Origin of the sequence: Amycolatopsis sp. CA-161197 (assembly GCF_050942255.1) — a bacterium.
Classification (GTDB): Bacteria; Actinomycetota; Actinomycetes; order Mycobacteriales; family Pseudonocardiaceae; genus Amycolatopsis.
Genome location: NZ_CP192059.1, coordinates 2,923,635 through 2,937,370, shown reverse-complemented (window position 1 = coordinate 2,937,370; position 13,736 = coordinate 2,923,635). Strand labels below are relative to the sequence as shown.

Below are 13,736 nucleotides of genomic sequence, written 5' to 3'. Positions count from 1 at the left end.
CCCCGGCGGAGGCCCATTTCCGACGTCTGGTGGACTGCTCACGAGACGTCCGGGCGGAAGCACCCGCAGGTGCACGGCCCACCTGCACGGGCGTTTGGGGTTCGGTAACTCTGTTGCATCGCCTCCGGAAGCCGTTCCGTTAACAACGGGCTCAGCACTAGCCCGATCGTGTGACGGTGAACGCCCTGAGTGACGAGTCGTTTCAGATAGATACCCATTCGATCCCCCCGTAATGGCCTCCGGGCGGCTACAGTGCCTTCGACGACACCACTTTCGGTCTAAAGCTGGCGCGGCTGAACGGCCGAAGGTCCCGGTGCCGGTCGGGGGGCACGACCGACTCCAGGGAGGTAGTGACGTGGCTACCGTCGGCTTATCTCAGGCCGTTCGATCCACGCCAGCCGGTGCTTTGCCGGCGAGCATGGTTCCGCACCCGCGGGAAGAGCTTTTTTCCGTGTTGGTGGTCGATGACCACCCGCTGTTGAGGGAGGCAATCGCAGCACGACTCGCACAGATGGGTGCGGGCACGGTTCACGAGGCCGCCACGGTGGCCGAGGCGAGGGCGCGAGCACAGGCCACCGGCCCGTGCGACCTGGCGATCCTCGATCTCGGACTGCCGGACGGCAGCGGCATCGAGCTGGTTACGGAACTCCGTAGCCACGGATGGCCGCGCGTGGTGGTGCTCGCATCGTCCGACGACCCGTACGCGGTTCGGTCGGCGTTCCAGGCCGGTGCCCAGGCGTACCTGCTGAAGTCCGCGTCACCGGTGGTTGTCACCGACGGCGTGCGCAGGGTCCTGGAAGGCGGCGTGTACGCCGACCCGAGCGTGGCCCCGGTCCTGGCGACCGGCACGCGGGTGGCGGGCACCGACAACACCCCGCGGGAGCTCTCCGCCCGTGAGGTCGAGGTGCTCCAGCTCGTCGCCGACGGACAGTCGAACAAGGAGATCGGGGAGGAGCTTTCCCTCTCCGCGCTCACCGTGAAGTCGCACCTCTCCCGCATCGGGCGCAAGCTCGGCACGGGTGACCGGGCACAGATGGTCGCATTGGCTATGCGCGCCGGTGTGATCCGCTGACGAAGGCAGACAGAGGCCCTGCGGGGCGGGCGGACCAGGCGCGGTACGCCCGTCCCGTAGGGTCGTCAGCTATGGGAAGTGCACAGGCGGACGGCGCCCGGACCGGAGAGACCACCACCGAGGACGCCGGAACGCCCGTGCTGCTACGCGAGCCTGCCGAAGGCACACCCCCCGTGGTGACCGATCCGGCGGCGCTCGCCGAGGCGTGCGCGCGGCTCGCCGCGGGAACCGGCGCCGTGGCCGTGGACACCGAGCGGGCGTCCGGCTACCGCTACTGGCCCAAGGCCTACCTCGTGCAGCTGCGCCGCGAAGGCTCCGGCACGGTGCTGATCGACCCGATCGCGCTGGCCGACGACCTCGCGCCCCTGCGGGAAGTCCTCAACGACACCGAGTGGGTGCTCCACGCCGCCAGCCAGGACCTGCCGTGCCTGGCCGAGCTGGACCTGCACCCCAAATCCCTCTTCGACACCGAGCTGGCCGGCCGGCTGGCGGGCTACGAGCGCGTGGCGCTGGGCACGCTCGTCGAGCTGCTGCTCGGCTACACGCTCGAGAAGGGCCACAGCGCCGCCGACTGGTCGAAGCGGCCGCTGCCCGTCGACTGGCTCAACTACGCGGCGCTGGACGTCGAGCTGCTCAACGAGCTGCGGGTCAAGCTCGAAGTCGAGCTGGAGGCCCAGGGCAAGCTGGAGTGGGCGCGCCAGGAGTTCGAGGCCGTGCGCACCGCGCCGCCGCCCGCCCCGCGCGCCGAGCCGTGGCGCCGCACGTCGGGCGTGCACAAGATCCGCAGCCCGCGCGGCCTGGCCGCCGTGCGCGAGCTGTGGCAGGCCCGCGACGAGCTCGCCCGCAAACGCGACCGCGCACCCAGCCGCATCCTGCCCGACAGCGCGATCGTCAACGCCGTGACGGCCGACCCGAAAACCGTCGAGGAGCTCCAGGCCCTGCCGGTCTTCAGCGGCCGCGTGCAACGCAAGTACACGGCCAGCTGGCTGCGGCACCTGCAGGCGGCCAAGGCGCTACCCGCGAGCGAGCTCCCCAGCCCCACCCAGCCCTCCGACGGCCCACCCCCGGTCAACCGCTGGGCCGACAAGGACCCCGACGCCGCCGCCCGCCTCTCCGCGGCCCGCGCAGCCCTCGCCGCCATCGCCGAGGACCGCAGGCTGCCCGTGGAGAACCTCATGCTGCCCGACCTCGTGCGCCGCACCTGCTGGCGCCCGCCGGCCGACCTGTCGGAAGACGGGGTGGCGGCGGTGCTGCGGGCCGGTGGGGCCCGGCCGTGGCAGGTGGAGCTGACGGTGGGGGCGCTGAGCAAGGCGCTGCACACGACGGCTTCTGCCTGACGGCTCTGGTGGTGGCTGGATCCTGCGTGAGCGGGCAGCTGCCACGGCTTGGTGCGGACCGTTCCCGCGCTTCGCTCGGCAGATCACACTTCGCTGAGCCACGCGGCGGTCTCGAGGGTGCGCGAGTGGGTGGGCCCGAGCGCAGCGTTGAGGGCGACGACCGCGGCCTCCAGCCCACGGCGAGCCTCCTCGCGGTGCCCTCGGCGCGCGGCAACACGCGCGAGAGTCACCTGGGCCGCAACGGGAGTGGGGTGGCCCGACGGCCAAGCCCCGGCGGCGAGGAGGGCTCCGGCTTCCCGCTCCGCGCGGTCGAGGTCGCCCATCTCCAGGTACGCGTGCGCCAGCAAGCCGCGGATCAGGAGGGACTCGCGCCTGTGGTCCGGGAGGGCGGCCAGGATCGAACCCAGTAGCTCGGCGGCTTCCCGGGCTTCCCCGGCACGCAGCAGCACCGCGGCGAGCAGCTCGCGAAACCCCCCGGTGCCGTGCCGGGCGACGAGCTCGCGCAGCGGCGCGACGGCCGGCTGCGGATCGCCCCGCTCCGCGCGGATCAGCAGGCCGACCCCGGCGGCACTGTCGCGCGAGCGATCGGTGGTGGCCAGCGATGCCAGCTCGGCAAGCAACCGCTCGGCCTCGTCGAACCGTTCGAGCACACGCAGCACCGTGAGCTGGCGATAGCCGGCCACCCGCGTCGCCATGTGGGCCGGCCCGACCTCGGCCGCGCACGAGCGCCGGTGGGTTTCGAGCACGTCGAGCGCCTCGGCGTAGCGCCCGGCCACGCTGAGCACCAGCGCGAGGTTGAGCCGGGTCTGGAAGGTGCCGGGCTCCTTCGCGCCCCACGTCCGCTCGTAGACCTCGGCAGTCTGCTCCAGCACCGGCACGGCCTCGTCCGGCCGGCCCTGCTCGGCCAGGCTGAGCGCGAGGTTCGTCCAGGCGGCCAGCGTGTTCGGATGCCGCGCACCCACCACCCGCGCCTGCGCCGGCGCCAGCTCGGCGAACAACACCTCAGCGGCCGGCCAGTCCCCCGCCTTCATCAGCGCGCATCCCAGCTCATGCCGGCGCCGTAGGCCGTCCAGGCTTTCAGGTTTACGGGTCTTCGCCAGCGCGGCGCGCAGCCTTGTCACCTCGTCGGCCGGCGCGAGCGCGGGCCTGGCGCGAAACAGCTTCACGGGCGGCCGCCGCTCGATCCGGGCATCGCAGCAGTCTGCCGCGCTCAGCCGAGGCAGTCCAGGACCTTCTGCACAGCAAGCACTTCCGCGTGCCGATCGGCCACATCCGGGCCAAGACCCCCGAGCGACCCCAGCACCGCAGCAGCCTGACTTCAGCCGAGGCGGTCCAGGACCTCTTGCGCCGCAAGCACTTCCGGATGCCCCACCGGCCACGCCACCGCTGCCAGCACCGCGCGGGCGTGGAACGCCGCCACGTCCGGGTCCGGGTGGATCTGGGCCAGGGTGCCGCGGTTGCGCAGCGTCTGGCGCCAGCCGCTCCACGACTCGGTGACCAGGGTGGTCAGCAGGGAGGCCGCCTCGGGGTGGTCGCCGGTCAGGACCAGGACGTCGGCGAGGGACTGGCGGAAGAAGCCGTGGCGGGGGTGCCGGGTGGCGAGTTCGCGCAAGGGTGGCACGGCGAGGGCGGGGTCGCCCTGTTCGGCGCTGATCTGGAGGCGGGCGGCTTCGGCCCAGTCGAGGTCGAAGGGCTTCTTCAAGTGCGGCACGATGTGCTCGGCCAGCTCGCGCAGGGCCTCGTCCTGGCGGTCGGCGTCGCACAGGGCGATGAGGTCGCCGAAGCGGACTTCGCGGGTCAGGGGGTCGGCGTCGCCGAGTTCGGAGGCGCAGTAGCGGACCAGGGAGGCCGACGCGGCGACGCGCTCGTCGATCCGGTTGGCAACGCTCAAGGCCTCGACGAGCATGCGGCGGCACCAGATCGTGGCGGCCTCGGCACCCCAGGTCCGCTCGTACACGTCCTCGGTCTCGGCCAGCAGCGGTACGGCCTCGTCGGGGCGGCCCTGCCCGGACCACGACATCGCGAGCTGCACCCACACGTTCAGCGTCTCCTTGCTGCGCGGGCCGAACTCGCGAGTCATGGGCGGCACGAGCTCGCGAAACACCGGCTCGGCGTCACGCCATTCGCCCAGCTCGCCGAGGCGCGAGGCGACCGCGAAGCGCTCCAAGAGGTCACGCGCGCCTTCGCGGCCGCGCGACCACTCCGCCGAGCCGCGCAGCGCGGCAGCCTCGTCGAAGGGTCGCGAGCGGAAGAACTTCACCGGCACCACCGCAACGACCTGTCCACAATGTGCATTATGTCCGACCAGCCCCTTCCAGCAGCGAGCGGGCCGCCGCCCGCAGCGGGTCGTCCGGTTCGCCGAGGCCCGCCAGGCGGACGACGGCGTCGGCCGCTTCGCGGGCGTGGGCTTCGACGTCGAGCGCGGGATCGTCGCGGCGGGTGATCGCGGTGCTCTCCACCAGGCCGAACACGAGGTCCGTGCGGATCTCCGAAACGCCCGGCCGGGCGGCGGCCACGAGCGTGCCGTACGCGGCCTTGAGCTCGGCCCGCTCCGCGCGGAACCCCGCGAGGTTCGGCGACGACACCTCGGGCAGTAGGTACAGCGCGCCGATGTTGTGCCGCGCCCCGCCCAGCAGCCGGACGTCCGCGTAGGCCAGCGCCCACAACCGCACGCTCGCCGGCGCCGGCGAGGAGACCAGGCCGACCGCGACCGCCAGCGACGGCCGGACGGTGGCCGCCAGCAGCTCGGCGAGGATGTCCTCCTTGGCCGGGAAGTGGTAGTACAGCGACGCTTGGCGCAGGCCCGCCCGCTCGGCGATCGCGCGGGTCGTGGTCGCCGCGTACCCCGCGCCGGTGAACAGCTCGCCCGCTGCGTCGAGCAGCGCTTCGCGCGCGTCCTGACGGCTCGCCGCCGCGCCGCTCGCGCGCGGTCGCCCCACTCCCGTCGCCTTCCCGTCCACGCGGCCGATCCTGCCAGGCGCCCGGCCGTGTTACGCGCCGCAGCCCCCTCCCGAAACACGCGTTAACACTCGCCTTACGCGGGCGAGACGGCACCGACCCACCGGCGGCTTAATTTCGGTCAACCGATCGAAATCCCCGCCAGCAGACGGGAGCCCCGCATGCCCGCGCCACCGGTCCCCTCCGACGACCTCACCCAGTTCGGCTACCGCCAGGAGCTCCGCCGCAGCTTGGGCGGCTTTTCCGCCTTCGCGGCCGGCTTCTCCTTCGTCTCGATCCTCACCACCGTGTTCCAGCTCTTCGGCTTCGGCTACACCTTCGGCGGCCCGCTGTTCTTCTGGTCGTGGCCGTTCGTGCTCGCCGGGCAGGTCCTCGTCGCGCTCGTGTTCGCGGAGCTGGCCGCCCGCTACCCGCTCGCCGGATCGGTCTACCAGTGGGCCAAGCAGCTCGCGCGTGGGTTCGCCGGCTGGCTCGCGGGCTGGATGATGCTGCTCGGCTGCGTGGTCGCGCTCGCCGCCGCGGCGATCGCGCTGCAGATCGTGCTCCCCTCGGTGTGGAGCGGGTTCCAGCTCGTCGGCGGCGACCCGTCGGTCACCTCACCGACCGGCGCCACGAACGCCGTGCTGCTCGGCACGCTGCTGATCGTGTTCACCACGGTGGTCAACGCCGCCGGCGTGCGCGTGATGGCCCGGATCAACGACGTCGGCGTCGCCGCGGAGCTGATCGGCGTCGTCGTGCTCATCGGTGGCCTCGCGCTGTTCGCCGTGCGCGGGCCGCAGGTCGTGGTGCACAGCGTCCCGGTGAGCGACGGCGCCTCCGCGGCCGGGATCGGCGGTGTGCTCGCTTCGGCACTGATGGCCGCGTACGTGCTGTACGGGTTCGACACCGCGGCGTCGGTCGCGGAGGAGACGCGCGACGCCCGCCGGGCCGCGCCGCGAGCCGTACTGCGCGCGGTGCTGGTGTCCGGAATCGGCGGCCTCGCCGTGGTGCTCACCGCGCTGATGGCCGCGCCGAGCCTCACCGACGGCGAACTCGCCGGGCACGGCCTGCCCTACGTGATCACGGCCGTCTTCGGCGACACCTTCGGCCGGATCTTCCTCGCCGACGTCGCGATCGCCGTGATCGTCTGCACGCTCACCATCCAGACCGGCACGATCCGGCTGATCTACGCGATGGCCCGCGACAACGCGCTGCCGTTCTCCACGCGCCTGTCCGGCGTCAACCCGCGCACCGGCACCCCGCTGTGGCCCGCCGTCGTCTCCGGTGCGCTGGCGATCGCGCTGCTCGGGGTGAACGTCGGCAACCCGACCCTGTTCAGCACGATCACCGGCACCTCGGTCGTCGTGGTCTACCTCGCGTACCTGCTGGTCACCGGCCCGCTGCTGGTGCGCCGGCTGCGCGGGCGGTTCCCCGCCCAGCCGGGCCTGTTCTCGCTGGGGCGCTGGGCGCTCCCGGTGAACGTCGCCGCGGTCGCCTACGGCGTGGTGATGATCGTCAACATCGCCTGGCCCCGCGCGGAGATCTACGACCTCGCCGGCTCGGGTTCGCCCTGGCTGCTGCTGTTCCCCGTCGAGTTCGTCGGCGCCGCCCTGCTGATCGGCTGGTTCTGCTGGCTGCGGCTGCGCCGGTCCACCGCCCCCGCCCTCGAACCCGCGGTCTGAGAGGACGTCCATGAGCACCACGGCAACCACGTACGGCGCGCGCGACCACGCCCGCGCCCAGGCCGGCACGGTCGTCGACACCATGCCGACGATCCCGGCCACGGGATCACCGGCACCGCCCGGCGTCGATCCCGCCACGCTGACCTGGGCCGAGACCGTGGCCGGCGGCGGCTACACGCACAAGGTCCTCGCCCGCGGCACCCGGCTGCGGCTCACCGACCTCGATGGGGACGCCTGCGCCCACCTGCTGCTGTTCAACGCCGACGCGCCGTGGGAACGGCTCAACGTGGCCGACACCGTGAAGGTGCAGTGGAACGCCTACCTCGGCGAGTCCGTCGCACTGCTCTCGGACCAGGCGCGGGTGCTCGCGACCGTCGTGGCCGACACCAGCGGCCGGCACGACGCGTTGTGCGGCACGTCCACTGTGGACGGCAACACCGAGCGCTACGGCGACGGCGCACCCGAGAGGCCCTCGCCGGCCGGGCTGCCCCTGTTCACGCTGGCGGCGGCGAAAAACGGCCTGGGGCCCCGGGATCTGCCGCCCAGCCTGTCGTTCTTCCAGGGCGTGCGGGTCGACGCGGAGGGCGGACTCGAGTTCACCGGCTCCGCAGGCCCCGGCGCGTCGGTGGACCTGCGGATCGAGCTGCCGGTGGTCGTGCTCCTGGCCAACACCGCACACCCGCTCGACCCGCGCGAGGACTACACCGTGAGCCCGCTGCGCGTCCTCGCCTGGCGCGACCGGCCGACCACTCCGGACAGTCCGGAGTGGACCCACACTCCGGAAGCGCAGCGGGCGTTCGAGAACACCGCCGACTACCTCACCGCCCGGGGGCTCGCATGACCACGACCGTGCTCGACGTCGAAGTCCCCGCGCGGGCGCCGTTCTCCACGGTGCTGCGCCGCGGCCAGGAGCTCGCGATCATCGACCTCGGCGGCAACCAGGCCGTCGACTTCCTCTGCTACGACGCGAACGACACCTCCCGCCGCTACAGCGCCGCCGCGACGATCTCGGCGCAGCGGAACATCTTCCTCACCACCGGCAGCGTGCTGCGCACCGGTGAGGGCGCCCCGCTCGTCACCGTCGTCGCCGACACGTGCGGCCGCCACGACACGCTCGGCGGCGCGTGCAGCAAGGAGTCCAACAGCCTCCGCTACGGCCAGCACACCCGGTTCCAGCACGCGTGCGCCGACAACTTCCTCATCGAGGGCAGCAAGTGGGGCCTCGGCAAACGCGACCTGGTGAGCAACGTCAACTGGTACATGAACGTGCCCGTCGAGGCCGACGGCACGCTCGGCATCGTCGACGGCATCTCCGCGCCGGGCCTGGAAGTCCGGCTGCGTGCCGAGACCGACGTCCTCGTGCTCGTGTCCAACTGCCCGCAGATCAACAACCCCTGCAACGGCTTCGACCCGACGCCGGTGCGGATGGTCGTGACCGAGCCGGAGCGTGCGGCGTGAAACTCCTGGTCGCCAACCGCGGCGAGATCGCCGTCCGCCTGCTGCGCGGCGCGCGGGAGCTGGGCATCCCGACCGTCGCCGTGTACTCCGACGCCGACCGCACCGCGCCGCACGTCCGGCTGGCCGACGAGGCCGTACGGCTCGGGCCGGCGCCCGCTGCCGAGAGCTACCTGCGCGCCGACGCGATCATCCGGGCCGCGCTCGACACCGGCGCGGACGCGATCCACCCGGGGTACGGCTTCCTCAGCGAGGACACCGCGTTCGCCCGGGCCTGCGAGAACGCCGGGATCGCGTTCGTCGGCCCGGCGCCGGAGCACCTGGAGGTGTTCGGCAGCAAGCACACCGCGCGCGAGGCCGCGATCGCCGCCGGCGTGCCGCTGCTGCCGGGCACCGGGTTGCTGGCCGACCTCGACGAAGCCCTGGCGGCAGCGGCCGGGATCGGCTACCCGGTGATGCTCAAGGCGACCGGGGGCGGCGGCGGGATCGGGATGCGCGCGTGCGCGTCGGCCGAGGAACTGTCCGCCGCGTGGGAGACCGTGCGCAGCGTCGCGGCCAAGAGTTTCGCCAGCTCCGGCGTGTTCCTGGAGCGGCTGGTGACGAGCGCGCGACACGTCGAGGTGCAGGTGTTCGGCGACGGCGCCGGCGCGGTCCTCGCGCTGGGCACACGCGACTGCTCGCTGCAGCGGCGCAACCAGAAGGTCGTCGAGGAGTGCCCGGCGCCGGACCTGCCGGACGCGGTGCGGCGGCAGCTGGCCGACGCGGCGGTGGCGCTGTGCTCGTCGGTGCGCTACCGCTCGGCCGGCACGGTCGAGTTCGTCTACGACCCCGTCCGCGAGGAGGCCGCGTTCCTCGAGGTCAACACGCGGCTGCAGGTCGAGCACCCGGTGACGGAGGCGGTGTACGGCGTCGACCTGGTGGGCTGGATGCTGCGGCTCGCGCAGGGCGATCGCGGGATGTTCACGGCGGTGCCCGAGCCGCGCGGGCACGCGTTCGAGGCCCGCGTCTACGCCGAGGACCCGAGCGCGAACCACCGCCCGAGCGCCGGCCTGGTCACCGGTGTGACGCTGCCGGACGTCCGTGTCGACACGTGGATCGAGGCCGGCACGACCGTCACCACGCATTACGATCCCTTGCTGGCCAAGGTGATCTGCACCGGAACCGACCGGGCGGACGCGCTGGCGAACCTGCGCGCGGCCCTCGCGGCCACGGCGGTCGACGGGCTGCGCACCAACCTCGGCCAGCTTCGCGCCGCGGCCGTCGATCCCGCGTTCACGAGCGCCACCCACGACACCGCGACGCTCGACGGCGTCACCGACGACGAGCCGCGGATCGACGTGGTGCGCGGCGGCACGATGACCACCGTGCAGGAGTGGCCGGGCCGCACCGGGTTCTGGCACGTCGGGGTCCCGCCGTCCGGCCCGATGGACGACCTGTCCCTGCGGCTCGGCAACCTCGCGCTCGGCAACCCCGAGGGCGCGGCCGGCCTCGAGTGCACTGTGGACGGTGTCACCCTGCGGTTCTCGGCCGCCACCACCGTTTGCGTCACCGGCGCCGACGCGCCCGTGCTCCTCGACGGCGCCCCCGTTCCCGCGTGGACGCCGTTCGAGGTCCCGGCCGGCGGCACGCTCGACGTGGGCGCGGGAACGGCCGGCCTCCGCAGCTATGTGCTCGTGCGCGGCGGCCTCGCCGTGCCGGAGTTTCTCGGCAGCGCGGCGACGTTCACGCTCGGCCGGTTCGGCGGGCACGGCGGCCGCGCGCTCGCCGCGGGCGACGTGCTCACGCCCGGCCCGGAGCCCGCGGACCCGGTCGCCGGCGCCGTCGCGGACCGGCCCCCGATGAGTACACAGTGGACGATCGGCGCGCTGGAAGGACCGCACGCCGCACCGGAGTTCTTCACGCCGGCCGACATCGAGACCTTCTACCGCACCGACTGGCAGGTGCACTTCAACTCCGCGCGCACCGGCGTCCGGCTCGTCGGGCCACGCCCGGAGTGGGCTCGCGAGGACGGCGGCGAAGCCGGGCTGCACCCGTCCAACATCCACGACACGCCGTATTCGATCGGCGCCGTCGACTACACCGGCGACCTGCCGATCCTGCTCGGCCCCGACGGCCCGAGCCTCGGCGGGTTCGTCTGCCCCGCGACGGTGGCCACCGGCGAACGCTGGAAGCTGGGCCAGTTGCGCCCGGGCGACACCGTGCGGTTCGTCCCGATCGACACCGACCACGCCGCGGCCCTGCGCCGGCGCCCGGCGGTGCCACTGCTCGCCAGCCGCGGTGTCCTCGACGACGGCGGTGTGCTCGCCCGGCGGCCCGCGGCCGACGGCGAGCCGTCGGTGACCTACCGGCGCAGCGGCGACGACAACCTGCTCGTCGAGTACGGCGACATGACCCTCGACCTCGCGCTGCGGATGCGCGTCCACGCGCTGGCCGAGCGGCTCGCCGCCGAAGGCGTACCGGGGATCGTCGACCTCACGCCGGGCATCCGGTCGCTGCAGGTGCACGTCGACCCGGACGCGCTGCCGGTCGGCAAGGCCCTCGGCCTCGTGCGTGAACTGGAGGGCGATCTCCCGGGCACCGCGGACCTGGTGGTGCCCAGCCGCGGCGTACGGCTGCCGCTGTCGTGGGACGACCCGGCGACGCGTGAGGCGATCGAGCGGTACATGACGGGCGTGCGCGACGACGCTCCCTGGTGCCCCTGGAACATCGAGTTCATCCGCCGCGTCAACGGTCTGTCTACTGTGGACGACGTCTACCGCACGGTGTTCGACGCCGAGTACCTCGTGCTCGGCCTGGGCGACGTCTACCTCGGCGCGCCCGTCGCGACGCCGCTGGACCCGCGCCACCGCCTGGTGACCACGAAGTACAACCCAGCGCGGACGTGGACGGCCGAGAACTCGGTCGGCATCGGCGGTGCCTACCTGTGCATCTACGGGATGGAAGGGCCGGGCGGTTACCAGTTCGTCGGCCGCACCGTGCAGGTGTGGAGCGGCTGGCACCAGCGCGGCGCGTTCGAGCCGGGTTCGCCGTGGCTGCTGCGGTTCTTCGACCGGATCTCCTGGTACCCGGTGTCGGCCGACGAGCTGCTGGACCTGCGGGCGCGCGGCTCGGCCGGGCAGCTGGAGCTCGACATCACCGACGGGGAGTTCCGCCTCGCCGACTACCAGCGGTTCCTCGCCGACAACGCCGAGAGCATCGCCGGGTTCCGCGCCACGCAGTCGGCGGCGTTCGAGGCGGAACGCCGCGCCTGGGCGGCCGCGGGCGAGTTCGACCCGAAGCCGGAGCCGGTCACGAGGCCGCCGGCCCGCGTGCAGGCGCCGCCGGGCGGCCACGTCGTCGAGGCCCCGTTCGCCGCCACCGTCTGGCGCGTGGACGTCGAGGCGGGCACGCGGGTGGACCACAAGCAGTCGCTGGTCACGCTGGAAGCCATGAAAACCGAGGCGCGCATCCCCGCGCCCGCGGACGGAAAGGTGCTCGAGGTGCTCGTGTCCCCCGGCGACCAGGTCGCGCCCGGCACCCCGCTGGTGGTGCTCGGATGATCCGCGAACGCGTGCGCGCCGCGTACCGACGCATGGAGCAGGTCGCCCGCCCCGAGATCTGGGTGGACCTGCGCCCGGAGGCCGAGCTGCTGGCCGAGGCCGCGGCGCTCGAAGAGCGGTACACGGCCGGGGAACCACTCCCCCTGTACGGACGGCTCGCCGCGGTCAAGGGCAACATCGACGTCGCCGGGCTGCCGACCACCGCCGGGTGCCCGGCCTACTCCTACCAGCCCGAGGCCGACGGCCCCGTGGTCGCCCGGCTGAAGGCGGCCGGGGCGCTGGTGCTCGGCACGACGAACCTCGACCAGTTCGCCACGGGGCTGGTCGGCACGCGCAGCCCGTACGGTGCGGTGCGCAACGCCGTCGATCCGGCGTACGTGTCCGGCGGGTCCAGCTCAGGGTCCGCGGTCGCCGTCGCGCTGGGGATCGCCGATCTCGCGCTCGGGACGGACACGGCGGGCTCGGGCCGGGTGCCGGCGGCGTTCAACGGGATCGTCGGGCTGAAGCCGACGCCAGGCCTGGTGCCCACGGACGGCGTCGTGCCGGCATGCGCGAGCATCGACTGCGTGTCGGTCTTCGCGCGCACGGTGGGCGAGGCGGAACTCGCGTTGCGGTGTCTCTCGGACGAGGGCGCGTTCCGGATCGGCGTCCCGGCCGCCCTGGGCCCGCTGCAGGACGGCTGGACCGAGGCCTACACCGCCGCGGTGGCGGACTACGCCGCGGCCGGGGCGGCGGTGACCACTGTGGACTTGTCGCCTTTTCTCGCCGCGGCGCGGCTGCTGTACGAGGGCTCGTTCGTCGCCGAGCGCTACACCGCCGTCGGCGAGTTCGTCGAGAAGCACCGCGACGACGTCGACCCGACTGTCGCGCGCATCATCACCGCCGCTCGCGACCTGCCCGCGCACCGGGTGTTCGCCGACCAGGCCACGCTCGCCGCGCTCAAGCGCGAGGCCGACGCCGTGCTCTCCACAGTGGACGCCCTGCTGCTGCCGACCACCACCGGGCACCCGACGCTCGCCGATGTGGCTGCGGACCCGGTCGGCGCGAACGCCGCCCTCGGCCGCTTCACGAACTTCGCCAACCTGCTCGGCCTGTCCGCGCTCGCCGTGCCCGCCGGGACCGTCGGCGGACGGCCGTTCGGGGTGATGCTCGTCGGCCCGCCCGGCGCGGACGCGAAGCTGGCCGCGCTGGCCCGTGGCGTCGAGGAGCGCGTACGCCTCGTCGTCGTCGGAGCGCACCTGCGGGGGCAGCCGCTCAACCACGAGCTGACCTCGCGCGGTGGCCGGTTCGTCGCCGAGACCGAGACCGCACCCGAATACCGGCTGCACGCGCTGGCCACGACGCCGCCGAAACCGGGGCTCGTGCGTGTGGCCGAGGACGGCGTCGCGATCGCGGCGGAGGTGTGGGACCTGCCGGTGGCCGGCTTCGGCGCGTTCGTGGCGGCGGTACCGGCGCCGCTGGCGATCGGGCGGGTGCGCCTGGCCGACGGCTCGGAGGTCTCGGGGTTCCTGTGCGAGCCGGCGGCGCTCGCCACCGCGGAGGACATCTCGGCGAAGGGTGGCTGGCTCGCCCACCTGCGGTCCTGAGGGCGGGGCCGCCCGGGAGTGTGCCGTCGCCCACTCGTCCGGGCCACCCCCCTGGTTACCCACCGGTAACAAGGGCTATCGTGCGGACAGGATTTCTGTCTACTTCAGGAGCATTCGTGGCCGCACCA

At 73.3% G+C, this 13,736-nt stretch carries 10 protein-coding genes; 7 read left to right on the top strand and 3 right to left on the bottom strand.

Features of this window, described 5'->3' with window-relative positions; genetic code table 11:
* The first annotated feature begins 355 nt into the window (after window positions 1-355).
* Together ACQPXB_RS14080 and ACQPXB_RS14075 are read left to right on the top strand one after the other, a co-directional pair.
* On the top strand, window positions 356-1,072 hold the full coding sequence (locus ACQPXB_RS14080) for a response regulator transcription factor (RefSeq protein WP_033291604.1): 717 nt from the start codon (window positions 356-358) through the stop codon (window positions 1,070-1,072).
* Between the two features lie 71 nt (window positions 1,073-1,143).
* Complete coding sequence (locus ACQPXB_RS14075) at window positions 1,144-2,409, top strand: HRDC domain-containing protein (protein ID WP_432852034.1); 1,266 nt, start codon at window positions 1,144-1,146, stop codon at window positions 2,407-2,409.
* An 83-nt stretch (window positions 2,410-2,492) separates the two neighbouring features.
* Here the strand turns inward: ACQPXB_RS14075 and ACQPXB_RS14070 are convergent, their stop codons facing one another.
* The 3 genes from ACQPXB_RS14070 to ACQPXB_RS14060 form a co-directional block, all read right to left on the bottom strand.
* The gene (locus ACQPXB_RS14070) at window positions 2,493-3,575 is read right to left on the bottom strand and encodes a tetratricopeptide repeat protein (RefSeq protein ID WP_432852031.1); all 1,083 of its coding nucleotides are present in this window, start codon (window positions 3,573-3,575) and stop codon (window positions 2,493-2,495) included.
* A gap of 152 nt (window positions 3,576-3,727) precedes the next feature.
* Window positions 3,728-4,669, bottom strand: coding sequence for a hypothetical protein (locus ACQPXB_RS14065; RefSeq protein WP_432852028.1), 942 nt, complete (start codon window positions 4,667-4,669; stop codon window positions 3,728-3,730).
* A 34-nt stretch (window positions 4,670-4,703) separates the two neighbouring features.
* Window positions 4,704-5,369, bottom strand: coding sequence for a TetR/AcrR family transcriptional regulator (locus tag ACQPXB_RS14060; protein WP_366588078.1), 666 nt, complete (start codon window positions 5,367-5,369; stop codon window positions 4,704-4,706).
* Between the two features lie 159 nt (window positions 5,370-5,528).
* Between ACQPXB_RS14060 and ACQPXB_RS14055 the strand changes: the two genes are divergently transcribed.
* The 5 genes from ACQPXB_RS14055 to ACQPXB_RS14035 are packed head-to-tail and all read left to right on the top strand — an operon-like array spanning window position 5,529 to window position 13,608.
* Window positions 5,529-7,028 carry an amino acid permease gene (locus ACQPXB_RS14055; protein WP_366588077.1) on the top strand — a complete coding sequence of 500 codons (1,500 nt, stop codon included), beginning with the start codon at window positions 5,529-5,531 and terminating at the stop codon, window positions 7,026-7,028.
* A 10-nt stretch (window positions 7,029-7,038) separates the two neighbouring features.
* The gene (locus tag ACQPXB_RS14050; RefSeq protein ID WP_432852023.1) at window positions 7,039-7,869 is read left to right on the top strand and encodes an urea amidolyase associated protein UAAP1; all 831 of its coding nucleotides are present in this window, start codon (window positions 7,039-7,041) and stop codon (window positions 7,867-7,869) included.
* Entirely contained in the window at window positions 7,866-8,486 is a 621-nt protein-coding gene (locus ACQPXB_RS14045; protein WP_366588073.1) for an urea amidolyase associated protein UAAP2, read from the top strand. The genes ACQPXB_RS14050 and ACQPXB_RS14045 overlap by 4 nt, the downstream gene beginning before the upstream one ends.
* Complete coding sequence (gene uca / locus ACQPXB_RS14040; protein WP_432852021.1) at window positions 8,483-12,022, top strand: urea carboxylase; 3,540 nt, start codon at window positions 8,483-8,485, stop codon at window positions 12,020-12,022. The genes ACQPXB_RS14045 and uca overlap by 4 nt, the downstream gene beginning before the upstream one ends.
* Entirely contained in the window at window positions 12,019-13,608 is a 1,590-nt protein-coding gene (locus ACQPXB_RS14035; protein WP_432852019.1) for an allophanate hydrolase, read from the top strand. The genes uca and ACQPXB_RS14035 overlap by 4 nt, the downstream gene beginning before the upstream one ends.
* The last annotated feature ends 128 nt before the right edge of the window (window positions 13,609-13,736 follow it).

Excerpts from the sequence above, each read along its gene's own strand:
- ACQPXB_RS14050 (WP_432852023.1), top strand. The coding sequence starts at position 7,039 with ATGAGCACCACGGCAACCACGTACGGCGCGCGCGACCACGCCCGCGCC.
- ACQPXB_RS14035 (WP_432852019.1), top strand. The coding sequence starts at position 12,019 with ATGATCCGCGAACGCGTGCGCGCCGCGTACCGACGCATGGAGCAGGTC.
- ACQPXB_RS14075 (WP_432852034.1), top strand. The coding sequence starts at position 1,144 with ATGGGAAGTGCACAGGCGGACGGCGCCCGGACCGGAGAGACCACCACC.
- ACQPXB_RS14045 (WP_366588073.1), top strand. The coding sequence starts at position 7,866 with ATGACCACGACCGTGCTCGACGTCGAAGTCCCCGCGCGGGCGCCGTTC.
- ACQPXB_RS14055 (WP_366588077.1), top strand. The coding sequence starts at position 5,529 with ATGCCCGCGCCACCGGTCCCCTCCGACGACCTCACCCAGTTCGGCTAC.